This is a genomic window from Saccharopolyspora oryzae (assembly GCF_027853915.1).
Lineage (GTDB): Bacteria > Actinomycetota > Actinomycetes > Mycobacteriales > Pseudonocardiaceae > Saccharopolyspora > Saccharopolyspora oryzae.
The window spans coordinates 93,954-115,788 of record NZ_JAQGLA010000006.1; the positions used below are offsets into that span (position 1 = coordinate 93,954).

The 21,835-nt window shown below is 68.3% G+C and carries 30 protein-coding genes and 1 pseudogene; 25 read left to right on the forward strand and 6 right to left on the reverse strand.

Features of this window, described 5'->3' with window-relative positions:
* The first annotated feature begins 19 nt into the window (after positions 1-19).
* The 13 genes from rplN to map all read left to right on the forward strand — a co-directional run bounded on the left by rplN (position 20) and on the right by map (position 7,673).
* Positions 20-388 (forward strand): 50S ribosomal protein L14, encoded by a 369-nt coding sequence (gene rplN / locus OU415_RS06205; RefSeq protein ID WP_150067120.1) that lies wholly within the window; start codon positions 20-22, stop codon positions 386-388.
* The gene (gene rplX, locus OU415_RS06210; protein ID WP_270947606.1) at positions 388-702 is read left to right on the forward strand and encodes a 50S ribosomal protein L24; all 315 of its coding nucleotides are present in this window, start codon (positions 388-390) and stop codon (positions 700-702) included. Before rplN ends, rplX begins: the two co-directional genes overlap by 1 nt.
* Positions 703-704: 2 nt before the next feature.
* Entirely contained in the window at positions 705-1,268 is a 564-nt protein-coding gene (gene rplE / locus OU415_RS06215) for a 50S ribosomal protein L5 (RefSeq protein WP_270947607.1), read from the forward strand.
* Positions 1,269-1,271: 3 nt separating this feature from the next.
* Positions 1,272-1,457 carry a type Z 30S ribosomal protein S14 gene (locus OU415_RS06220; RefSeq protein ID WP_270947608.1) on the forward strand — a complete coding sequence of 62 codons (186 nt, stop codon included), beginning with the start codon at positions 1,272-1,274 and terminating at the stop codon, positions 1,455-1,457.
* A gap of 228 nt (positions 1,458-1,685) precedes the next feature.
* Positions 1,686-2,084 (forward strand): 30S ribosomal protein S8, encoded by a 399-nt coding sequence (gene rpsH / locus OU415_RS06225; RefSeq protein WP_270947609.1) that lies wholly within the window; start codon positions 1,686-1,688, stop codon positions 2,082-2,084.
* A 16-nt stretch (positions 2,085-2,100) separates the two neighbouring features.
* Positions 2,101-2,640 carry a 50S ribosomal protein L6 gene (gene rplF, locus OU415_RS06230; RefSeq protein WP_270947610.1) on the forward strand — a complete coding sequence of 180 codons (540 nt, stop codon included), beginning with the start codon at positions 2,101-2,103 and terminating at the stop codon, positions 2,638-2,640.
* A gap of 2 nt (positions 2,641-2,642) precedes the next feature.
* Entirely contained in the window at positions 2,643-3,044 is a 402-nt protein-coding gene (gene rplR, locus OU415_RS06235; RefSeq protein ID WP_270947611.1) for a 50S ribosomal protein L18, read from the forward strand.
* A gap of 35 nt (positions 3,045-3,079) precedes the next feature.
* Entirely contained in the window at positions 3,080-3,691 is a 612-nt protein-coding gene (gene rpsE / locus OU415_RS06240; protein WP_270947612.1) for a 30S ribosomal protein S5, read from the forward strand.
* A 3-nt stretch (positions 3,692-3,694) separates the two neighbouring features.
* Entirely contained in the window at positions 3,695-3,877 is a 183-nt protein-coding gene (rpmD, locus tag OU415_RS06245; protein WP_270947613.1) for a 50S ribosomal protein L30, read from the forward strand.
* A gap of 1 nt (position 3,878) precedes the next feature.
* A complete protein-coding gene (gene rplO / locus OU415_RS06250; protein WP_270947614.1) occupies positions 3,879-4,328 on the forward strand; it encodes a 50S ribosomal protein L15 in 450 nt (149 codons plus the stop codon).
* A gap of 392 nt (positions 4,329-4,720) precedes the next feature.
* A complete protein-coding gene (secY, locus tag OU415_RS06255) occupies positions 4,721-6,034 on the forward strand; it encodes a preprotein translocase subunit SecY (protein ID WP_270947615.1) in 1,314 nt (437 codons plus the stop codon).
* A 174-nt stretch (positions 6,035-6,208) separates the two neighbouring features.
* The gene (locus OU415_RS06260; RefSeq protein WP_270947616.1) at positions 6,209-6,763 is read left to right on the forward strand and encodes an adenylate kinase; all 555 of its coding nucleotides are present in this window, start codon (positions 6,209-6,211) and stop codon (positions 6,761-6,763) included.
* Between the two features lie 118 nt (positions 6,764-6,881).
* On the forward strand, positions 6,882-7,673 hold the full coding sequence (gene map / locus OU415_RS06265; protein ID WP_270947617.1) for a type I methionyl aminopeptidase: 792 nt from the start codon (positions 6,882-6,884) through the stop codon (positions 7,671-7,673).
* A 315-nt stretch (positions 7,674-7,988) separates the two neighbouring features.
* On the opposite strand, the gene OU415_RS06270 is transcribed toward map, so the two are convergent.
* Both OU415_RS06270 and OU415_RS06275 read right to left on the reverse strand, forming a co-directional pair.
* On the reverse strand, positions 7,989-8,591 hold the full coding sequence (locus OU415_RS06270) for a class I SAM-dependent methyltransferase (RefSeq protein ID WP_270947618.1): 603 nt from the start codon (positions 8,589-8,591) through the stop codon (positions 7,989-7,991).
* A gap of 232 nt (positions 8,592-8,823) precedes the next feature.
* The gene (locus tag OU415_RS06275) at positions 8,824-9,486 is read right to left on the reverse strand and encodes a class I SAM-dependent methyltransferase (protein ID WP_270947619.1); all 663 of its coding nucleotides are present in this window, start codon (positions 9,484-9,486) and stop codon (positions 8,824-8,826) included.
* A 385-nt stretch (positions 9,487-9,871) separates the two neighbouring features.
* Between OU415_RS06275 and infA the strand changes: the two genes are divergently transcribed.
* From infA to truA, 8 genes are all read left to right on the forward strand, one after another.
* Positions 9,872-10,093, forward strand: a complete 222-nt coding sequence (gene infA / locus OU415_RS06280; RefSeq protein WP_009948665.1) for a translation initiation factor IF-1 — start codon at positions 9,872-9,874, stop codon at positions 10,091-10,093.
* 54 nt (positions 10,094-10,147) lie between these two features.
* The gene (gene rpmJ / locus OU415_RS06285; RefSeq protein ID WP_010315372.1) at positions 10,148-10,261 is read left to right on the forward strand and encodes a 50S ribosomal protein L36; all 114 of its coding nucleotides are present in this window, start codon (positions 10,148-10,150) and stop codon (positions 10,259-10,261) included.
* A 147-nt stretch (positions 10,262-10,408) separates the two neighbouring features.
* Complete coding sequence (rpsM, locus tag OU415_RS06290) at positions 10,409-10,786, forward strand: 30S ribosomal protein S13 (protein ID WP_270947620.1); 378 nt, start codon at positions 10,409-10,411, stop codon at positions 10,784-10,786.
* A 25-nt stretch (positions 10,787-10,811) separates the two neighbouring features.
* On the forward strand, positions 10,812-11,216 hold the full coding sequence (gene rpsK / locus OU415_RS06295; RefSeq protein WP_009948668.1) for a 30S ribosomal protein S11: 405 nt from the start codon (positions 10,812-10,814) through the stop codon (positions 11,214-11,216).
* Positions 11,217-11,242: 26 nt separating this feature from the next.
* Entirely contained in the window at positions 11,243-11,848 is a 606-nt protein-coding gene (gene rpsD, locus OU415_RS06300) for a 30S ribosomal protein S4 (protein WP_270947621.1), read from the forward strand.
* A gap of 145 nt (positions 11,849-11,993) precedes the next feature.
* Complete coding sequence (locus OU415_RS06305; protein WP_270947622.1) at positions 11,994-13,079, forward strand: DNA-directed RNA polymerase subunit alpha; 1,086 nt, start codon at positions 11,994-11,996, stop codon at positions 13,077-13,079.
* Between the two features lie 47 nt (positions 13,080-13,126).
* Entirely contained in the window at positions 13,127-13,630 is a 504-nt protein-coding gene (rplQ, locus tag OU415_RS06310) for a 50S ribosomal protein L17 (protein ID WP_270947623.1), read from the forward strand.
* A 17-nt stretch (positions 13,631-13,647) separates the two neighbouring features.
* The gene (truA, locus tag OU415_RS06315; protein WP_270947624.1) at positions 13,648-14,526 is read left to right on the forward strand and encodes a tRNA pseudouridine(38-40) synthase TruA; all 879 of its coding nucleotides are present in this window, start codon (positions 13,648-13,650) and stop codon (positions 14,524-14,526) included.
* 80 nt (positions 14,527-14,606) lie between these two features.
* Here truA and OU415_RS38435 read toward each other — a convergent pair.
* Positions 14,607-14,720, reverse strand: a pseudogene (locus OU415_RS38435) (WCX domain-containing protein); the annotation flags it as partial.
* 262 nt (positions 14,721-14,982) lie between these two features.
* Positions 14,983-15,942, reverse strand: coding sequence for a helix-turn-helix transcriptional regulator (locus OU415_RS06325; protein ID WP_270947625.1), 960 nt, complete (start codon positions 15,940-15,942; stop codon positions 14,983-14,985).
* A gap of 178 nt (positions 15,943-16,120) precedes the next feature.
* On the opposite strand from OU415_RS06325, the gene OU415_RS06330 reads away from it, so the two are divergent.
* Both OU415_RS06330 and OU415_RS06335 read left to right on the forward strand, forming a co-directional pair.
* Positions 16,121-16,693: a DinB family protein gene (locus OU415_RS06330; protein WP_270947626.1), complete on the forward strand. Its 573-nt coding sequence runs from the start codon at positions 16,121-16,123 to the stop codon at positions 16,691-16,693.
* The gene (locus OU415_RS06335; RefSeq protein WP_270947627.1) at positions 16,690-17,151 is read left to right on the forward strand and encodes a VOC family protein; all 462 of its coding nucleotides are present in this window, start codon (positions 16,690-16,692) and stop codon (positions 17,149-17,151) included. Before OU415_RS06330 ends, OU415_RS06335 begins: the two co-directional genes overlap by 4 nt.
* A 134-nt stretch (positions 17,152-17,285) precedes the next feature.
* Here the strand turns inward: OU415_RS06335 and OU415_RS06340 are convergent, their stop codons facing one another.
* Both OU415_RS06340 and eccE read right to left on the reverse strand, forming a co-directional pair.
* Positions 17,286-18,017 carry a hypothetical protein gene (locus OU415_RS06340; protein ID WP_270947628.1) on the reverse strand — a complete coding sequence of 244 codons (732 nt, stop codon included), beginning with the start codon at positions 18,015-18,017 and terminating at the stop codon, positions 17,286-17,288.
* Positions 18,014-19,336: a type VII secretion protein EccE gene (eccE, locus tag OU415_RS06345; protein WP_270947629.1), complete on the reverse strand. Its 1,323-nt coding sequence runs from the start codon at positions 19,334-19,336 to the stop codon at positions 18,014-18,016. Before eccE ends, OU415_RS06340 begins: the two co-directional genes overlap by 4 nt.
* Before the next feature lie 175 nt (positions 19,337-19,511).
* Here eccE and eccB point away from each other — a divergent pair, with 175 nt between their 5' ends.
* Positions 19,512-21,107, forward strand: coding sequence for a type VII secretion protein EccB (eccB, locus tag OU415_RS06350; protein WP_270947630.1), 1,596 nt, complete (start codon positions 19,512-19,514; stop codon positions 21,105-21,107).
* 415 nt (positions 21,108-21,522) lie between these two features.
* Positions 21,523-21,834 (forward strand): hypothetical protein, encoded by a 312-nt coding sequence (locus tag OU415_RS06355; protein ID WP_270947631.1) that lies wholly within the window; start codon positions 21,523-21,525, stop codon positions 21,832-21,834.
* The last annotated feature ends 1 nt before the right edge of the window (position 21,835 follow it).

Here is a 21,835-nt window from a genome sequence, read left to right on the forward strand (position 1 = left end):
TAGGGTCAGGGAGAAAGACGTGATCCAGCAGGAGTCGCGACTGCGCGTCGCCGACAACACCGGGGCCAAGGAGATCCTCACGATCCGTGTCCTCGGTGGGTCGGGTCGTCGCTACGCGGGCCTCGGGGACATCATCGTGGCGACCGTCAAGGAAGCCATCCCCGGTGCCAATGTCAAGAAGGGCGATGTGGTCAAGGCCGTCATCGTCCGGCAGAAGAAGGAAAAGCGTCGTCCGGACGGTTCCTACATCCGGTTCGACGAGAACGCTGCGGTGCTGGTGAAGCCGGGCGGCGAGCCCCGCGGAACCCGCATCTTCGGGCCGGTCGCCCGTGAACTGCGCGACAAGAAGTTCATGAAGATCATCTCGCTCGCGCCGGAGGTCTTGTGATGAAGGTCAAGAAGGGCGACACGGTCGTCGTCATCTCCGGCAAGGACAAGGGCGCCAAGGGCAAGGTCATCCAGGCCATGCCGCAGGAGCAGCGGGTTCTGGTCGAGGGTGTCAACCGGATCAAGAAGCACACCAAGGTCTCCCGGACCGAGCGTGGCGCGCAGTCCGGCGGCATCGTCACCCAGGAAGCGCCGATCCACGTGAGCAACGTGATGGTCGTGGACTCCGACGGCAAGCCCACCCGAGTCGGCTACCGCATCGGTGAGGACGGCAAGAAGGTTCGCATCTCTCGTCGTAACGGTAAGGACGTCTGATCATGACTACCGCTGAGAAGATCGTCCCGCGGCTCAAGACCCGTTACCGCGAGGAGATCCGCCAGGCGCTCAACGAGGAGTTCAACTACTCCAACGTGATGCAGACGCCCGGCGTGGTCAAGGTCGTGGTCAACATGGGTGTTGGCGACGCCGCTCGGGACAGCAAGCTGATCGAGGGCGCGGTTCGCGACCTGGCGATCATCACCGGTCAGAAGCCGGAGATCCGCCGGGCCCGCAAGTCCATCGCGCAGTTCAAGCTCCGCGAGGGCATGCCGATCGGTGCGCGGGTCACCCTGCGCGGCGACCGGATGTGGGAGTTCCTGGACCGCCTGGTCACCATCGCGCTGCCGCGTATCCGCGACTTCCGCGGGCTGTCGCCGAAGCAGTTCGACGGCCGGGGCAACTACACGTTCGGCCTGAACGAGCAGTCGATGTTCCACGAGATCGACCCGGACAGCATCGACCGTCCGCGCGGCATGGACATCACCGTCGTTACCACGGCCACCAACAATGAGGAGGGCCGGGCGCTGCTGAAGCACCTGGGCTTCCCGTTCAAGGAGAACTGAGCGATGGCCAAGAAGGCGCTGGTTATCAAGGCTTCGCGCAAGCCGAAGTTCGGCGTTCGCGGCTACACCCGCTGCCAGCGTTGCGGGCGTCCGCGTGCGGTGTTCCGCAAGTTCGGGCTGTGCCGCGTGTGCTTCCGCGAGATGGCGCACGCGGGCGAGCTGCCCGGCGTGAGCAAGTCCTCCTGGTGATGTGCCCGCCTGCTGGGGTGATGCCGGCTACCGGTACCCTCAGCAGGCGTTACCAGGGCTGATGCCCACGCTCCGCGGCGAACGCCGTGCTTGCACGCGAAATGACAAGGGACCGGCCACCTCGGTCGGACACCCCGAACTTCGTCCAGGCCAGGGTCCAGACGCGCCGCCTCCGGGCGGTGTCCGGTCGGGACCCATCGGAACCAGACGAGAAAGGTTGAGCAGGTCATGACGATGACCGATCCGATCGCAGACATGCTGACGCGTCTGCGCAACGGAAACTCGGCATACCACGACGAGGTCGTGATGCCGCACTCCAAGCTGAAGGCGAACATCGCCGAGATCCTCAAGCGCGAGGGCTACGTTTCGGGCTCCCGCGTCGAAGAGGGCGAGAAGGGCAAGCAGCTCGTCGTCGAGCTCAAGTACGGCCCGAACCGCGAGCGGAGCATCGCGGGCCTGCGCCGGGTCTCCAAGCCCGGTCTGCGGGTCTACGCCAAGTCCACCAACCTCCCGAAGGTTCTGGGTGGCCTGGGCGTCGCCATCATCTCGACCTCCGGCGGTCTCCTGACCGACCGGCAGGCCATGAAGAACGGCGTGGGCGGGGAAGTCCTCGCCTACGTCTGGTAAGGGAGGAGGAGCGGCTATGTCGCGCATCGGAAAGCTGCCGATCACCGTCCCCTCCGGCGTCGAGGTGACCATCGACGGCCAGTCGGTGACGGTGAAGGGCCCCAAGGGCACGTTGTCCCACCAGGTCGCGGAGCCGATCATCGTCGAGCGGGACGAAGACGGTGCTGTCCTGGTGAAGCGCCCGGACGACGAGCGGGAGAGCCGTTCGCTGCACGGGCTCACCCGCACCCTGGTGAACAACATGGTCATCGGGGTCAGCCAGGGTTACCAGAAGGACCTGGAGATCCACGGCGTCGGTTACCGCGTGCTGCAGAAGGGCTCGAACCTCGAGTTCGCCCTGGGCTACAGCCACCCCATCGTGATCGAACCGCCGGAAGGCATCCAGTTCGCGGTCGACGGCCCGACCAAGATCGCGGTCAAGGGCATCGACAAGCAGCTGGTCGGCGAGATCGCGGCCAGGATTCGCAAGCTGCGCAAGCCGGACCCGTACAAGGGCAAGGGTGTCCGCTACGCAGGTGAGAACATCCGCCGCAAGGTCGGGAAGACGGGTAAGTGACCATGAGCGAGACGACAGCTACCAAGCGCAAGCCGGTGGGCAAGGACATCTCGACCAAGCGTCGGCTGGCCCGCGCCAAGCGGCACACGCGCATCCGCAAGAAGATCCTCGGCACGTCCGAGCGCCCGCGCCTGGTCGTGACCCGGTCGCTGCGCCACATCGTTGCGCAGGTCATCGACGACACCAAGGGCCACACCTTGGCTTCGGCGACCAGCCTGGAGACCGACGTCCGCGCGTTCGAGGGCGACAAGAAGGCCAAGGCCACCAAGGTCGGCGAGCTCGTCGCCGCCCGGGCCAAGGACGCCGGCATCGAGAAGGTCGTCTTCGACCGCGGCGGTAACGACTACCACGGTCGGGTCGCCGCGCTCGCGGACGCCGCGCGTGACGGCGGACTGGAGTTCTGACAAGTGCGTAAGAACGAGAACGGAAGGGACGCCTGATGCCTGGACGCACTCGGCGTGAGGGCGGGGAGTCCGGCGGCAAGGACCGCCGGGACCGCCGCGACGGCGGCCGTGGCGGGGCGGCCCAAGAGAAGACCCCGCAGTTCGAACGGGTCGTGACCATCAACCGCGTCGCGAAGGTCGTCAAGGGCGGTCGGCGCTTCAGCTTCACCGCGCTGGTCGTCGTCGGCGACGGCGACGGCATGGTCGGTGTCGGTTACGGCAAGGCCAAGGAAGTTCCGGCGGCGATCGCCAAGGGCGTCGAGGAAGCGAAGAAGAACTTCTTCCGCGTCCCGCGCCTGGGCGGCACCATCACTCACCCGGTCCAGGGCGAGGAGGCCGCGGGTGTCGTGCTGCTGCGTCCGGCCAGCGCCGGTACCGGTGTCATCGCCGGTGGCCCGGTGCGCGCGGTCCTGGAGTGCGCCGGCATCCACGACGTGCTGAGCAAGTCGCTGGGCAGCGACAACCCGATCAACATCGTGCACGCCACGGTCGACGCGCTGAAGCAGCTGCAGCGGCCGGAGGAGGTCGCGGCTCGTCGTGGCCTGCCGCTCGAGGACGTCGCTCCGGCGTTCATCCTGCGCGCGCGTGCTGCGGGGCAGGGGGTCTGATCCATGGCACAGCTGAAGATCACCCAGGTGAAGGGTCTGGTCGGCTCCAAGCAGAACCAGCGCGACACCATGCGCACCCTCGGGCTGCGCAAGATCCGTCAGTCCGTGGTTCGTCCGGATGACTCGAACGTGCGCGGCATGATCAACGCCGTCCGTCACCTGGTGACGGTCGAGGAGGTCGACTGACATGGTCATCAAACTGCACGACCTGCGTCCGGCCCCGGGTGCCAAGCGCGACAAGATCCGCGTCGGCCGCGGTGAGGGCTCCAAGGGCAAGACCGCTGGTCGCGGTACCAAGGGCACCAAGGCCCGGAAGAACGTCTCGCCCCGCTTCGAGGGCGGGCAGATGCCGATCCACATGCGGCTCCCGAAGCTCCGCGGCTTCAAGAACCGCTTCCGCACCGAGTACCAGGGTGTGAACATCGGTCGTCTGGCCCAGGCGTTCCCGGAGGGCGGCACCGTCGGCATCGACGAGCTGGTCGCCAAGGGCCTGGTCAAGAAGAACGAGCTCGTGAAGATCCTCGGCGACGGGGACCTGGAGGGCGTCAAGCTGGACGTGACCGCTCACGCGTTCACGGGCAGCGCCCAGGAGAAGCTCACCGCCGCGGGTGGTTCGGTCACCAAGCTGGACCGCTGACGAGGCGAACGCGATGAGGGCCGGTCGACGCGAAGTCGACCGGCCCTCACCGTTTTTCCCAATCAGGTGATGTGCGCGGGGCGCTTTTCCCGGTCCTCCCGGCGAAAAGTCGCCCCGCCCGCATTTCCGGGTCCTTCCCCGCAGGTCGCGGAGAGGGCCGATTGATCTTCCAAAACTGTTGTGGCAACGGGGTTTTCGGGGCTGGTGTGACTGCTGGTGGCGGTGTTCGCCGTCGGCGTACGCGGTGATCACGCGTGAGGCTTCAGTCGCCGAACGTGGTGGGCTCCTCGCCTGCTAGAGTCGCCCCGGCAGTGCCGTGATGAACGGGTGCTGCGGAAATTGCCGCATCTTTCCCCGGCCGGTTTCGACTGGCTCGCGTACAGGAGGTTCGCGTGCTCGGCGCCTTCCGCTCGGCTCTGGCGACGCCGGACCTGCGCCGCAAGATCCTGTTCACCCTCGGCATGGTGGTGCTGTACCGGCTCGGCGCGACGATCCCCTCTCCCGGGGTGTCGTACCCGAACATCCAGCAGTGCATCGAGCAGATCCAGGGCAGCGGCTCGCAGGGCGTCTACTCCTTGCTCAACCTCTTCAGCGGCGGTGCGCTGCTGCAGCTGTCGGTGTTGTCGCTGGGCATCATGCCCTACATCACCGCGAGCATCATCATCCAGCTGCTGCAGGTGGTCATCCCGCGCTTCGAGCAGCTGAAGAAGGAAGGCCAGTCCGGCCAGGCGAAGCTGACGCAGTACACCCGGTACCTGACGATCGCGCTGGCGATCCTGCAGGGCACCGGCGTGGTGGCGCTCGCCGTGCGCGGTCAGCTGTTCCAGGGCTGCTCGGTCTCGCCGATCCCGGACGACTCGGTGCTGAACCTGATCACCATCGTGGTCGTCATGACCGCCGGTGCGGCGGTGCTGATGTGGATGGGCGAGCTGATCACCGAGCGCGGCGTCGGCAACGGCATGTCGCTGCTGATCTTCACCTCCATCGCGGCCCGCATCCCGGCCGAGGGCGGCATGATCCTGCAGTCGCACGGCGGCCTGGTGTTCGCCGTGGTCTGCGCCTTCGCGATCGTCATCATCGGCACGGTCGTGTTCATCGAGCAGGCGCAGCGCCGGATCCCGGTGCAGTACGCCAAGCGCATGATCGGCCGCCGGATGTACGGCGGCACCTCGACCTACCTGCCGCTGAAGGTGAACCAGGCGGGTGTCATCCCGGTCATCTTCGGTTCCTCGCTGCTGTACCTGCCGCAGCTGATCGGTCAGCTGGCCGGCAACCAGGACACCTGGTGGGCGCGGTTCATCCAGACCTACATCGTCGACCCGTCCAGCTGGGTGCACATCCTGCTGTACATGTCGCTGATCGTCTTCTTCGCGTACTTCTACGTGTCGATCACGTTCAACCCGGAAGAGCGCGCCGACGAGATGAAGAAGTTCGGCGGCTTCATCCCGGGCATCCGCCCGGGCCGGCCGACCGCCGAGTACCTGAACTTCGTGCTCTCCCGGATCACGCTGCCGGGCGCGCTGTACCTGGGCATCATCGCGATCCTGCCGAACTTCTTCCTCGGCATCACCGGTGGACAGGGCCAGAACCAGAACTTCCCGTTCGGCGGCACCGCGGTGCTGATCATGGTCAACGTCGGCCTGGACACCGTGAAGCAAATCGAGAGCCAGCTCACGCAGCGCAAGTACGAGGGATTCCTCCGGTAAGCTGAGCGGTCCGGGCGCGGCTTCGCCGTGCCCGGAAACCGCAGGTTCCGGCATGGCTGGTGCGTACGCACGGCTCATGCGTGGGGTTGAGCAGCGGTCGCTCGCAGGCAGGTGGGCGCCGCGCAGCGCTCGTCAGGAGTTGGCGTGCGATCGGATTGATTCGGAGGCAGACCCTTGGTGCGATTGGTTCTCGTCGGCCCGCCGGGTGCGGGCAAAGGCACCCAGGCCGCGGTGCTGAGCGAGGAGCTCGGCGTTCCGCACATCTCCACCGGAGATCTGTTCCGCGCCAACATCGGCAACGAGACCCCGCTCGGCCAGAAGGCCAAGAGCTACATGGACGCCGGTGAGCTGGTGCCGGACGAGGTCACCAACGAGATGGTGCGCGACCGCCTCGCCGACGAGGACGCGGCGAAGGGCTTCCTGCTCGACGGCTACCCGCGCAACACCGCGCAGGCCGACGTGCTGCGCGACATGCTGGCGGACCAGGGCACCGAGCTGACCGCCGTGCTGCAGTTCGACGTGCCGGAGGAGGAGCTGGTCACGCGCATGCTGGCGCGCGGTCGCTCCGACGACACCGAGGACGTCATCCGCCGCCGGCTCGCGGTCTACCGCGAGGAGACCGAGCCGCTGCTGTCCTACTACCAGGACCGGATCATCAAGATCGACGCGGTGGGTTCGATCGAGGACATCACCGCTCGCGCGCTGGCCGCGCTCCGCGACCGCAGCTGAGCTCGTCGGGCCCCGGGCGACCGGGGCCGAACGCCGCCAGGTGAGCGGCGATGCCACTCGTCGCCACCGGCGCCGCTGCGTGAAGCAATCCGAAGATTCTCTGTTGAAGGTGAGTGCGTTGTTGCGTCGGGGTAAGGGCATCGAGCTCAAGTCTCGTGGCGAGATCGAGGCGATGCGCGAGGCCGGCCTGGTGGTCGCCAGCGCGCTCGCGGCGGTGACCGCGCAGGCGAAGGTCGGCGTGAGCACCGGTGAGCTGGACGAGCTCGCCGAGCAGACCATCCGCGATGCCGGGGCGGTGCCGTCCTTCAAGGGCTACCACGGCTTCCCGGCGTCGATCTGCGCCTCGCTGAACGAGAAGGTCGTGCACGGCATCCCGTCGCGCGACGAGGTCCTGTCCGAGGGCGATCTGCTCTCGGTGGACTGCGGCGCCATCCTGGACGGCTGGCACGGCGACTCCGCGGTGACGCTGGCGATCGGCGAGATCGGTGAGAAGGACCGCGCGCTGTCCGCCGCCACCGAGGCCTCGATGTGGGCCGGGATCGAGAAGGTCCGGGCGGGCAACCGGCTGACCGACATCTCCCACGCGGTGGAGACCGCGGCGCTGGCCGCGGCCAAGGCCGAGGGCCTGGAGTTCGGGATCATCGCCGAGTACGGCGGTCACGGCATCGGCACCCAGATGCACATGGAGCCGTTCCTGCCGAACCTCGGCAAGCCGGGCAAGGGCCCGAAGCTGCGCGTCGGCATGGCGATCGCGGTGGAGCCGATGCTGACGCTCGGCACCGCGGAGACCGAGGAGCTCGACGACGAGTGGACCGTGGTCACGGCCGACGGTTCCCGCTCGGCCCACTGGGAGCACACGGTCGCGATCACCGAAGAAGGCCCCTGGGTCCTCACCGCCCCGGAGAAGTGACCTCCGCAGTTCAATGAGGTTTTTCCATCCTCGTTTTGCGTGGCGGTGCGGGTAGCGGAACCTCAGCGCCCGCCTGGTCTCCGGGTGCCAACCCTTATGGCCAATACACGGCGGGTTGGCCGTCCTCGCCAGGCGAACGCTGAGAACCCGCGGCGGTGCGAGTTGCGAGGGTGGGTTATGCGCCTGCGGCGCATGCGCCCCTCACCGTGCGGTGCCGGTCGTGCTTCGCGGTCGCAGGCCAGAGAGACCGCAATTTCAATGGAAATTGGACGTCCAATTTCAATGGAAATTGCGTGAACCTCGTGGGGCGGAGGTTCAGTGGGGGCGGCGGCAGGCGTAGACGCGGGCTGGGGGGACGTTGCGCCAGACCGTGGACCTGGGCATCACCTCGTCGAAGGTGTCGTGCAGGGCGTCGACGAACGCCTGGGTCGGTGGCCGCCACAGCGTCGTCAGGTAGGTGACGGTGGTGAACACGCCGTCCGCCGACATCACCGAGGCCGCTTCGTGCAGCAGGTCGCGCTGCTTCTGCGGGGGCAGGAGCGTCCACGGGATGCTGCTGATCACCGCGTCGACCTTGTCCACTCCCGCCTCGTCGAGGAGTTTCCGCAGGTGGGTGGCGTCCCCCTCGATCACTTCCAGCCAGGGCTTGGTGCGCTCCAGGTAGCGGACCAGCTTCGGGTCGATCTCGACCGCCAGGTGACGAGCTCCCTCGGAGAGCCTCCGCTGGATCGGCCCGCTGAGCGCGCCGGTGCCCGGTCCGAGTTCGAGAACCGTCGGTGAGCCGCTGCTGGGCACCACTGCGGCCACGGCATCCGCGACGTAGCGGGACGTCGGCAGCACGGCACCCACCGTGGACGGCTGACGAGCTGCGCTGTTGAGGAACGTCCAGTACTCGCGCAGCTTCCTTCGCTTGCTCACGCCTACTCCTACCATCCAGTGGAACGCCGAGACGGTATCCCCTCCACGGGGTGAAGCGTGCAACCGTTGACGGAAAGTCGCAGTGAGGTGGCGCAGCGGAGTCGCGGTGTCGCCCTGCGTGGTCGAAAGTCGTGCGTTTCGGGCCATGATCCGAGCGTGCTGCGGCGCGCGAGCGGGCACCTCGGGGTCATCCCGAGGTGAGTCCCGGATCACAACCCCTGCGGGTCGCAGGTCACTGCAGGGGGCGGCGGCAGATGTAGTGCAGGATCGGCGGCAGGTTGCGCCACGTGGTGTGCGTGAGCACCTCGTCGAAGACGTGCTCCAGGCGGTTGCGGAAGCGGCGGCCGCCGGGGGTCTGGTCGGCCGGCAGGTAGGTGAGCGCGGTGAAGGCGCCCTGCGGGGCGAGGGCCTCCGCGGCCTGGCGCAGGACGTGGTCCTGGGCGCTGCCGGGCATCAGCGACCACGGGATGCTGCTGATCACCGCGTCGACCCGGTCGATGCCGCGCTTGTCCAGCAGGGCCAGCAGGTCGCCCGCGTCGGCGTGCACGACCTCCAGCCACGGCTTGTGCCGGCGCAGGTGCTCGACCATGTCCTCGCCGAGCTCGATGCCGATGTGCCGCGCCCCGTGCGGCAGCCGCGCGTGGATGCCGTTGCTCAGCGACCCCGTGCCGGGGCCCAGCTCGACGACCACGGGGGAGCCGGTCGTGGGCACGACCTGGGCTACGGTCGCTGCGACGGCTGCCGAGGTCGGGGTGGCTGCGCCGACCATCCTGGGGTTGCGCACCGCTGTGTTGAGGAAGGTCCGGTACTCCCCGAACTTGCGGGAGGCGTTCCGGCCGGCCTGGTTCAGCCACGGCGCGGTGCGCGGGTCCTGGTGGTCCTGCTGCGGTGTCACGCTGCTCCTCGGTAATCCCTGGGTCTGGGCCTCGACCGCGGTGTCGTGCGATTGATCGAACGTAATGAGACCCCGAGCGCCCCCGCAAGCGGCGGTGGAGTGGTGCTGGCGCAGCCGTCACCCGAGGGGTGGCGGGGAGTGCCTGGAACCGCGTTGAGCTGCCCCGATGTGAGGCGCGAATCGGCGGCGCGTACGATGGAACATCGGCGCGCTCCTGGCGTCGGTTCGTTGTGCCTGGACATCCCTTCCCGAGTGTGCGGGAGAGGACTTCTTCGGTGTGATCGGACCGGGGTCCGGTGTGCGTCCGTCGCGGGTGCCGGGGCCTCCGGCATCGGCGGCAGGGACTTCGGTCCGAAAACCGTCACCGTCACGAAACGCGGAGGACATGGGCAAGAAAGACGGGGCCATTGAGGTCGAGGGTCGGGTGATCGAGCCACTCCCCAACGCGATGTTCCGCGTCGAGTTGGAGAACGGCCACAAGGTCCTCGCACACATCAGTGGCAAGATGCGCCAGCACTACATCCGCATCCTGCCCGAGGACCGGGTCGTGGTGGAGCTCTCGCCGTACGACCTCTCCCGTGGGCGCATCGTCTACCGCTACAAGTGACCTCCACGGTGTTCGGGTGATCCCGAGCACGCGTTCGAGCAGGAGAGCACGACCGTGAAGGTCCAGCCGAGTGTGAAGCGAATCTGCGACAAGTGCCAGGTCATCCGCCGTCACGGGCGGGTTCTGGTGATCTGCGACAACGCCCGACACAAGCAGCGTCAGGGCTGAGCGCAGCAGTCGCTTAGACAACCAAGGATCTCCCGCCACCTGTCGACCCGAGAGTGGGCCGACTGACCCCCGGGCCAGGCCGGGGCCCCGCCGCGTGCGGGGGTGGGGTGGGAGCAGACCTGGACTGAGAGAAGGAGAAGGAGCCGCATGGCACGGCTCGTCGGAGTCGACCTCCCGCGCGAGAAGCGCATGGAGATCGCGCTCACCTACATCTTCGGAATCGGCAAGACCCGGGCGAAGGAGATCCTCGCCGCCACCGGTGTCTCGGCCGACGCCAAGCCGCGCGACCTCGATGACGAGCAGCTCACCGCGCTGCGCGACTTCATCGAGAACAACTACCGGGTTGAGGGTGACCTCCGCCGCGAGGTCCAGGCCGACATCCGCCGGAAGATCGAGATCGGGTGCTACCAGGGGCTGCGCCACCGCCGCCACCTGCCGTTGCACGGGCAGCGGACCAAGACCAACGCCCGTACCCGCAAGGGCCCGAAGAAGACGGTCGCCGGCAAGAAGAAGGCCAAGAAGTAAGCCTCGCTAGGAGTCAGCTAAAGCTATGCCACCCAAGTCTCGCGCTGGCGCCGTCAAGAAGGTGCGGCGCAAGGAAAAGAAGAACGTCGCTCACGGGCAAGCCCACATCAAGAGCACGTTCAACAACACCATCGTTTCGATCACCGACCCCACCGGTGCGGTGATCAGCTGGGCCTCCGCCGGCCACGTCGGGTTCAAGGGCTCCCGCAAGTCCACCCCGTTCGCCGCGCAGATGGCCGCCGAGAACGCGGCCCGCAAGGCCGCGGAGCACGGCATGAAGAAGGTCGACGTCTTCGTCAAGGGCCCGGGTTCGGGTCGCGAGACGGCGATCCGGTCGCTGCAGGCGGCCGGTCTCGAGGTCGGCACCATCCAGGACGTCACCCCGCAGCCGCACAACGGCTGCCGCCCGCCGAAGCGTCGTCGGGTCTGAGTCGCGGGAAGGAGTAAAGAACTAAGATGGCTCGTTATACCGGTCCCGCGACCCGCAAGTCCCGCCGTCTGAAGGTTGACCTCGTCGGCGGTGACCAGGCGTTCGAGCGCCGTCCGTACCCGCCGGGGCAGCACGGCCGCGCGCGCATCAAGGAAACCGAGTACCTGCTGCAGCTCCAGGAGAAGCAGAAGGCTCGCTTCACCTACGGTGTGCTGGAGAAGCAGTTCCGCAACTACTACGAAGAGGCGAACCGTCGCCCGGGCAAGACCGGTGACAACCTCCTCCAGTTGCTGGAATCGCGCCTGGACAACGTCGTGTACCGCGCCGGCCTGGCCCGCACCCGCCGCATGGCGCGTCAGCTGGTCAGCCACGGTCACTTCCTGGTCAACGGCAAGAAGGTGAACGTCCCCAGCTTCCAGGTCTCGAAGTGGGACATCATCGACGTCAAGCCGAAGGCCATGGGCACCACGCCGTTCATCATCGCCAAGGAGACCCTGGGCGAGCGTCCGGTCCCGGCCTGGCTCCAGGTCGTGCCCTCGAACCTGCGGATCCTGGTGCACCAGCGCCCGGAGCGCGCGCAGATCGACACCCCGGTCACCGAGCAGCTCATCGTCGAGCTCTACTCGAAGTGACGCGGCCCGCCGGCGACCGCAGCAGCGGTCGTCGGCGGCTCGCAGCCTGCGGTGGCGGTGCAGGAATCCGCCACCGGCCCGCATCGTGCGGGCACGCCATTCCATCGGCGTCAAATAGCGGGCGCCGTGAGGAAAGGAAAGTCAAGTGCTCATCTCCCAGCGACCCACACTGTCCGAAGAGGTCGTGTCGGAGACCCGCTCCCGGTTCGTCATCGAGCCGCTGGAGCCGGGCTTCGGTTACACCCTCGGCAACTCGTTGCGCCGCACGCTGCTCTCGTCCATCCCGGGGGCGGCGGTCACCAGCCTGCGCATCGACGGTGTGCTGCACGAGTTCACCACGATTCCGGGTGTGAAGGAGGACGTCACCGACGTCATCCTGAACATCAAGGAGCTGGTCGTCAGCTCCGAGGAAGACGAGCCGGTGACCATGTACCTGCGCAAGCAGGGCCCGGGTGAGGTCACCGCCGCGGACATCGTTCCGCCGGCGGGTGTCACGGTGCACAACCCCGATCTGCACATCGCCACGCTGAACGCGAAGGGCAAGTTGGAGATCGAGCTCGTCGTCGAGCGCGGTCGCGGCTACGTCCCCGCCATGCAGAACAAGGCGACCGGTGCCGAGATCGGCCGCATCCCGGTGGACTCGATCTACTCGCCGGTGCTGAAGGTGACCTACAAGGTCGAGGCGACCCGTGTCGAGCAGCGCACGGACTTCGACAAGCTGGTCCTCGACGTGGAGAGCAAGCCGTCCATCACCCCGCGTGACGCGGTGGCGTCGGCCGGTCGCACCCTCGTCGAGCTGTTCGGGCTCGCCCGCGAGCTCAACGTCGATGCCGAGGGCATCGAGATCGGCCCGTCGCCCGCCGAGGCCGACACCATCGCGGCCTACGCGATGCCGATCGAGGACCTCGACCTGACGGTGCGCTCCTACAACTGCCTCAAGCGGGAGGGCATCCACACCGTCGGCGAACTGGTCTCGCGCAGCGAGGCCGACCTGCTGGACATCCGCAACTTCGGTGCGAAGTCCATCGACGAGGTCAAGATGAAGCTGGCCGGCCTTGGGCTCGCGCTCAAGGACAGCCCGCCCGGGTTCGACCCGTCCGCCGCGGCTGCCGAGTACCCGTCCGAGGGTTGGTCGGCCGAGGACGAGGAGACCACCCTCGGCTCGGTCGGTCCGGTCGAGGACAGCGGCTACGACGACGGTCAGGACTACGCGGAGACAGAGCAGCTGTAGCTGTGTTGCGCGTCCGGGGTTCCGGCGCGCCCTGAGAGGAGCAACCGATGCCCACCCCGACCAAGGGTCCGCGTTTCGGCGGGTCGCCGGCGCACGAGCGGCTCATCATGGCCAACCTGGCCACCGCGCTGTTCGAGCACGGTCGGATCACCACCACCGAGGCGAAGGCGAAGCGGCTGCGGCCGCTGGCCGAGCGGCTGATCACCAAGGCCAAGAAGGGTGACCTGCACAACCGTCGCGAGGTCCTGAAGACCATCCGCGACAAGGACGTCGTGCACAAGCTCTTCGCCGAGATCGGCCCGCACTTCGCGGAGCGCCCCGGCGGTTACACCCGCGTCATCAAGACGATGCCGCGCAAGGGTGACAACGCGAAGATGGCCGTCATCGCGCTGGTGACCGAGCAGCTGGTCACCACCGAGGCGGAGGCCGCCCGCGGCACGAAGTTCGCCAAGGACGAGCCGAAGGCCGAGACGACCGAGGCTCCGGCCGAGGTCGCCGAGACCGAGGCCCAGGCCGAGGACACCGCCGCCGAGAAGAAGGACGAGTCCTGATTCCGGCTAGCAGTGCTGTGAACGAGCCCGTCGCTCCCGCTGGGGAGGGCGGGCTCGTTCGCGTGCGCCTCGACGTGTCCTACGACGGTACGGACTTCTGCGGTTGGGCCAAGCAGCCGGGTCAGCGCACCGTGCAGGGACTGGTCGAGGACGCGCTGGCGAAGCAGCCGCCGGGCCGGTCGGTGCCGCGCTCGGTGGTGGTGGCCGGTCGCACGGACTCCGGGGTGCACGCGTCGGGTCAGGTCGTGCACGTCGACGTGGTGCCGCACGAGGACGGCGGCAGCCGGGTTCCCGTTGACGCGCAAGGCATTCCGGACCTCGGGCGGATGGTGCACCGGTGGAACCGGATCCTGCCCGCGGACGTGCGGGTGCTGGGCGCGCGAGTGGTCCCGCAGGCCTTCGACGCCCGTTTTTCGGCGCTGCGGCGCCACTACCGCTACCAGGTGTCCGACGCGCCGTGGGGTGTTGACCCGCTGCGCCGCCGGGACACCCTCGCCTGGAACCGCCCGCTGGACGTGGACGCGCTCAACGCGGCGTCCCGAGAGCTGCTGGGCCTCAACGACTTCGCGGCGTACTGCAAGCCGCGCGAAGGCGCGACCACGGTGCGCGAGCTCCAGCGCTTCGAGTGGGAGCGCCTCGACGACCACCTGATCGCCGTGCACGTGAGCGCGGACGCCTTCTGCCACTCGATGGTCCGCAGCCTGGTGGGCACCCTCCTGATGGTCGGCGACGGCCGCCGCCCCCGCCCCTGGCCGGGGCAGGTCCTGGAGTCGGAAACCCGCACCACGGCGGTGGCCCCGGCCCACGGCCTGACCCTGACGGCGGTCGACTACCCGCCGGACGAGGAGCTCGAAGCCCGAGCCGCCCAAACCCGGGCCGTCCGCACCCGCCCCTGACCGGTTCCCCCGGTTCCGCTCCGCAAATTCCATTGAAATTGGATGTCCGATTTCCATTGAATTTGCGTTCCCCCGGAGCCTCAGCCGGGCGTGGCCATTGCGGTGAGGTCGTGGGCGAGGTGTTGGGCCGCTTGGCGGAGTTCTGGGGGGTCGAGGACTTCCGCTTCGAAGCCGAGGCGGGCTATGTGCATGGCCGGCCAGGCTGGAAAAGCCTCCCTCGATCAGGTGCCGATCCTTCAGTCCGGACTGAAGGCAGTTTCAATTGAAACTGTGATCCGCCGTGCCTGGGATCCGCAGTTTCAATTGAAACTGCAGTCCCACCGGCGTGTCGGGGTCCGGACATGCCGGGGTGTGTCGGTGTCGGACACGCCGGTGGTTGTGGACAGGTCCGGGTTCCTGTGGAGAACTTCTGCGATTTCAATGGAAATCGGATGTCTGATTTCCATTGAATTTGCGTCACCGGGTGCCGGGTTCGCCGGTGGCCATGGTGGTGAGTCGGTGGGCGAGGTGTTGGGCTGCTCGGCGGAGTTCTGGGGGGTCGAGGACTTCTGCTTCGAAGCCGAGGCGGGCTATGTGCATCGCCAGCCAGTCGAGGTCGTCCCCTCCTGCCGTGAAGGTGCACCAGCCGTCTTCGTCGTCTTCGACCTTCGCCACCTGGGGTGGGACCAGGTCGCGGACTTGGGCGGCGGTGGCTCGCAGGCGGACTCGGGCCAGGTGGCGGTACGGGGCTTCGGACGTGGAGTGCTGGACGTAGGCCACCGGGTCCGGGTGCTCTCGCGGGCGGAAGCGCCAGGTCGTCGCCGCCACGTCGCGCATCCGGTCCAGGCGGAAGGTGCGCCAGTCGTCCCGGTCGACGTCGAAGGCCATCAGGTACCAGCGGTGACGGGTGGCGACCATCCGTACCGGCTCCACCGCGCGCTCGCTCTCCTCGCCGCCGCGGCGGGCGTAGCGGAACCGGACGCGGACCGAATCGCGGCAGGCGCGGGCGAGGGTCACCAGCAGTTCCGCGTCGATCTCGGTGCCGGGGCCGACGAGGGTGTCGGTGGCGCTGTGCACCGCTCGGACCTCGGCGCGCAGCCGCGGCGGCATCACCTGGTCGAGCTTCGCCAGCGCGCGCAGCGCGGCTTCGCCGGTGCCGGCGACCGTGCCGCCGGAGGCCAGGCGCAGCGAAACCGCCGTCGCGATCGCCTCTTCGTCGTCGAAGAGCAGCGGCGGAAGCCGGGTGCCCGCGCCGAGCTGGTAGCCGCCGCCGACGCCTGCCGTCGCGTGCACGGGGTAGCCGAGCGCCCGCAGCCGCTCCACGTCGCGCCGCACGGAGCGATCGGTGACTCCCAGCTCAGCGGCCAGCTCGGTGGCGGTCCAGGACGGTCTCCGCTGGAGCAGCGCCAGCAACCGCAGAACCCGTTCGGCCGTCACAGTCCCGCCTCTCCGCGATTTTTCAGTGGTGGTTGCGTCTGGATTGATCTCGCCTTTTGCGGTTTCTTGTGGCTGAGTTGCGTCACGGTCCCCTGAGGGTCGGCACAAGGGGGCCATGCGCGGATCCTCGCACGAATCACGGAAGGTACCTGTCCGCAATATCGGTGACGATGGGCCCATGACCGACCAGCTCTGGAACTCGCTGCTCCGGGATCAGTTCACTTGGCACTGGACCGAGCAGCTGCGGCCGCGCCTCGACGGCCTCACCGACGACGAGTACTTCTGGGAGCCCGTGCCCGACTGCTGGAACGTGCGTCCGCGCGGCACCGGCACCGCTCAGATGCAGGCCGGTTCGGGTGCGATGACCATCGACTTCGCGTTCCCGCAACCGGTGCCGGCGCCGTTCACGACCATCGCCTGGCGGCTCGGGCACGTGATCGTCGGCGTCCTCGCGATGCGCAACGCCTCGCACTTCGGCCGCACGCCCACCGACTACGAGTCGTTCGAGTACGCGGAGACCGCCGCTGACGCGCTGGAACAGCTCGACGCGGAGTGCGCCACGTGGCTCGCCGGGGTCGAAGCCCTCGGCGAAGCCGGACTCGCCGAACCGTGCGGGTCGGCGGAAGGACCGTGGGCCGAGCGCTCGATGGCGGAGCTGGTGCTGCACATCCACCGCGAGCTCATCCACCACCTGTCCGAGGTGTGCCTGCTGCGCGACCTCCACGTGCATGCGAAAGGGCCCCTCCGATGAGCCGCGAGTTCCAGGTCACCGTCGACGCCCACGACCCGCGAGCCCTGTCGGTCTTCTGGCGCGACGCCCTGGATTACGCCATCCCCGGCCCGCCCGGCGCAGAGCTCGCCGAGGGCGCGGACCCGCTGGCCGCGTGGGACGAATTCCTGGAGCGGGTGGGCGTGCCGGAGGAGCAGCGCAACGCGAGGTCGGCGCTCGAGGATCCGGACGGGCGCGGCCCGCGGCTGTTCTTCCAGCGGGTGCCGGAGGACAAGGTCGCCAAGAACCGCCTCCACCTCGACATCCGCGCGGCGCCCGGGTTGCAGGGCGAGGAGCGAATGGCGGCGCTGGAAGCCGAATGCGACCGCCTCGTCGGGCTCGGTGCGACCCGGGTGAGCCGCCACGAGCCCGAACCGCCGTTCGGCGGCGGCCACATCGTGATGGCCGACCCGGACGGCAACGAGTTCTGCCTCGACTGACCACTTCGGACGATCAGCCCCGGTGCCGCACCGCTGAGTCGAATCGGCGGGTAGTAATAGCCGCGAATTCCCGCCGCTGAAAGCGAAGAAGCCCCGACCAGCGAGGTCGGGGCTTCTCCGCGGGAGTGCCAGGATCAGTCGCCGCGGCGGATCGGGCCGAGGATCTCCTGCTCCTTCTTGTTGGTCACCAGGCCGATCATCGTCCAGGTCATGTTGCCCAGGGCGATCACCTGGTCGTCCTGGAGCTGGGTCAGCTGCTGGACCTGCGGGTTCTGCAGGCTCCAGATGCGCTGGGCCAGCTGGGCCTGGTTCAGCGGGAGGCGCTGGAGGAGCACCAGGTCCGCCGTGTTCGCCGCCGTGCCGCTGCTCACCTGCGGGTGCAGGTAGGGCAGGACGTACATCGTGGTCTGCCACGGGGCGCGGGGCGGGAACAGCTCCTGCGGCACCGCACCGCCGTCGTGGATCACCAGCAGCGGGGTGTCCTCGGATGACCGGGGCAGGTCGAACGGGGCCAGGCGGCGGATCTGCACCAGCGGCACCGGCTTGCCGTCCGGGGTCTGCCCGGCCGCGCGCTCCAAGGTCTTCCACGCCGCCGGACGTCCGGTGGCCACGATCACCCACGCGCCGGTGGCCATCGCGCGCAGCGCCAGCTGCCGGGCGAGGTACAGGCCGCCGACGGTGACCATGCGGGTCGGGTGCGGGCGGAGGATCGACGCCGCTTCCGCTTCCTTCTGCGGGTTGGAGCCGATGATCACCCCGCCCCGGTCGCCGGACGGGCTGATGGCGTCCAGGGTTTCCGGGGTGACCAGGAATTCCGGTGCTGCGCCCTGGTTTCCGGGCACATCGATCGTTCTGCTTCGGCTCATGCCGCACCTCCGAGCGGCAGCGTCGCTGCGTAACCGGCCAGTTGCGAGCCGCGCAGCGGGGTGAGGGTCAGGCCGAGGCGGTGGCTGATCGCCTTCAGCCGCTCGTCGGCGGTGTCCAATTCGGACGGTGTGCGGGCGCTGACCCGGACCAGGCCGCGCAGCCCGACCTCGCCCTCCTCGCCGACCGGCGAGATGGACAGCGCGATGCTGGTGGACAGCGCGCGGATACCGGTGAGCGCGTTCAGGCTGTCGTTCATCTGGTTCGGCCAACCGGTGATGGCGTAGCTGGAGTGACCAACGCCACCGGCGGTCACGCCGTCCCACCGCTCCTTGAGGCCCACCGGGCGCTGCGAACCGATCACGTTGTGCAGCTCCGCCGAGGAGATCCCGGCCTGCAGCAGCTCGTCCGGGTCCAGCGGCCGGGTCGGAACGCCCTGGCGCTCCAGCGCGCTGCGGACTCGCGACATCGCACCGATCAGCGCGCGCTGCGCACCGAGGATGCCGCCGCCGCGCTCGCCGATCGCCTTGGCGCAGCGCTGCGGGTCCAGCCGGACCGCGATCCAGGTGGTGCGCCGCGCAGCCGCGGGCAGCCGGCCGAGGACCTCGAGGTAGGAGTTCAGCGCGGGCGAATTCGACGGCAGCGCAGCACTTCCCGGGTAGCAGTGCCAGATGGCCTGGATCGCGTCGAGCACGACACCGCGGTCCTCCAGGCACGGCTCCAGCGCGCTCAGCGGCAGGTTCGGTGCGCTCTCAACGGGATTCAGCAGCGATGGTGCGCCCTCGACCTGGAGGACGCCGGTCCACTTGCCGTTGTGCCAGGACATTCCGACCGGGTTGCGGTCGTGGTCCTGGCTGCGGGCGATCACCAGGTCCTCGACGACCAGGCGGAGCAGCGCGACCCGGTGGTTCTCGTCCGGGCCGATGATGCCGTCACCGTTCTTGTCCTCGGCCGGTTCCATGGCGTCGACGTCGGCCGGGTTCGACACCCGGGTGTGGTTGCGGCCGCGGTACTCGAGCACCAGCCCGAACCACTGGGTGAACCAGCGGCCGCGGCGCCGCAGCAGCGCGATGATGATCGACAGCAGCGCGATGCCGGCGCCGACCGGCAGCATGACGTTCGCCAGGTCGAGCTTCGCGCCGATGATCGTCAGGATGAGCCCGATGGCGAGGCCCACCTCGATGAGCACGATGTTGGCCGCAGGGATGCCGCCGAGCGTTACGCCATTGATGCGCCGCCGGCGCGCGCGGATGCGAGCGCGGGACGGATTGGCGGGCCCGGGAGCTTTCGGCTGGGCCGGATGTTGCGTGGTCACGGACATCCGTTCGGTCTCTCCCCCTCGCAGGTAGGTGCGGCTCTCGGCGCGCTGGGACGCGAATCTTCGATCAGCCGCGTGAAGAGAATACTGACGGACTAGGCGGAACCGCACCCATTCGGTATCTCTCTGCGACTATCCTGCGAAACCGTACCTCGGACGGGAGAGCTGTAGGCGAAGAATGGCATCAACACCCACAACCAAGTCACAGGTTCAGGCGTATCAGTTCGTGCTGCGCCGCATGGAGTCGGCGCTGGTGCGCAAGGACGCCGTGATGCTGCACGACCCGATGGGCTCCCACAAGCGGGCCACGATCGCCGGTGCGGTGCTGGCAGCGGTCGTGTGCATCGGGTTCCTCGTATGGGGCTTGTTCGGCGGCAAGGGCTCGGTGCCGCAACCGGGTTCGATCATCATCGGCAAGGAGACCGGCGCGGTCTTCGTCGTCACTTCCGACCAGCAGGCGGAGAAGCGGCTGATCCCGATGCTCAACGTGGCGTCGGCGAAGCTGCTCGTCATGCAGCAGGGCGGCGGCCAGGGCAGCGGCGCGATCCCGACGACCGTGGTGAAGGAATCGGCGCTGGGCGACTTCCCGCGCGGCTCGCTCACCGGTCTGGTCAACGCCCCGACCTACCTGCCGGACGCCAAGAACATCGCGGTGCCGTCCTGGGCGGTCTGCGACGTCGGCCAGGTCAAGGACTCCATCAACGACGCCCGCGTCGAGGAGGAGACCAAGGTCCAGACGACGGTGATCGGCGGTGACGACAACCACGGCGCGGAGCTCGCGCCGGACCAGTCGCTGTACGTCAAGGACCAGACCTCCAAGCGGGAGTACCTGATCTACCGGGTGCAGGACCTGCCGGGTCAGCCGCACACCCACGCGGTCAAGTCGCTGGTGAACAGCACCGAGACCACCGTGATGGACATGTACGGGCTGCGGGGCGCGACGCCGCGGACCATCAGCACCAACATGCTCAACGCGATCCCGGAGGTGCCGGCGCTGCACGTGCCGAACATCCCGCGGGACGGCGAGGCGCTGCAGGGCTACATGACCAACCGCAAGGTCGGTGACGTCGTGAGCCGGACGGTTCCGGGCCAGAACGACGAGTTCTACCTGCTGCTGCCCAGCGGCAAGCAGAAGATCAGCGAGGGCGCGGCGGCGGTGCTGCACGCGGCCAAGACCAACAGCAAGGACATCCCGAACGCGACCGGTGCGATCACCGACGCCGACGAGGCCGACAGCAGCGAGCAGGTCAACCTGTCCGGCTACCCGATGGCGGTGCCGAAGCCGGTGACCTTCCAGCAGTCCGACACCTCGTGCCTGAGCTGGAAGAACGTCAACGGCGACCAGAACATCACGGTGACCCTGAACAAGGGCACCCCGGCCGCCAAGGCCGCCGTCAAGCTCGCGCAGTACGACGGCACCGGCCCGATGGTCGACTACTTCTACATGCCGGCGGGCAAGGCGGCCGTGGTTCGCGGCGCCTCCAACGAGGCCGGCGCGGACAGCGGTCCGATCTTCATGGTGTCCGACCAGGGCGTGCAGTACGGCGTCAAGGACGTCCCGACCGCGCAGGGCCTGGGCGTGATCGGCGGTGCCGGTGACGTCAAGGCGGGTCCGTCGTGGCTCACGCGGGTGCTGCCGAAGGGCGACTTCCTCGACCCGGCGAACGCCAGCATGACCTACGACGCGGTGCCGGTCGGCCCGGGCGTGAACCGCCCGCCGGAGAACCCGAACAACCCGCAGCAGCAAGCAGGATCGGCCCAGGCAGGTAGCTGATCCTCCGTCCGGCACCGCCGGGGAGGGAACCGAACAGGCCGATTCGAACGTCCGAGAGAACGAGCGATCCGCCCGCAGCGCCACGGTGACGCTGCGGGCGGATTGTTGTAAGTGCCACTGAAGGTTTTCCATCCTCGTCCTGCGTGGCGGTGCGGGTGGCGGAACCTCAGCGCCCGCCTGGACTGCGGGTGCCCAGCCTTATGTATGCCAATACACGGCGGCTGGGCCGTCCTCGCCAGGCGAACGCTGAGAACCCGCGGCGGTGCCGGTTGCGAGGGTGGGTTATGCGCCTGCGGCGCATGCGGCCCGCGCCGCGCGGTGCCGGTCGTGTTTCGCGGTCGCAGGCCGGACAAGATGAAAAGGGCTCACTGGATGTCGTTCGCCAGTGCGCAGAGCGCTACGCGGGAGGTGCCGGATGTCGGGGATCCGGGTCGATGTCGAATGGTTGGCGACGTACGCGCGGGAAGTGCGCACGGCCGGTGAGGAGATCGCCGCCGTGCCGCAGCAGCTGCCCGCCGCGGAGCTGGCTCCGGAGTCCTTCGGCGAGCTCGGCCGGAAGGCCGGGGCGCCGGAGTCCTACCAGCGCTTGTGCGCGCTGCTGGTGGACCAGAGCCGCCGCGCCAGCGAGGCGTTGACGCGCGCCGGTGACGAGCTGCAGGAGGTCGTGGACTTCCACAGCGGTGGCGACGACGACAGCGCCATCGACATCCGCAAGCAGGAGGTCTGAT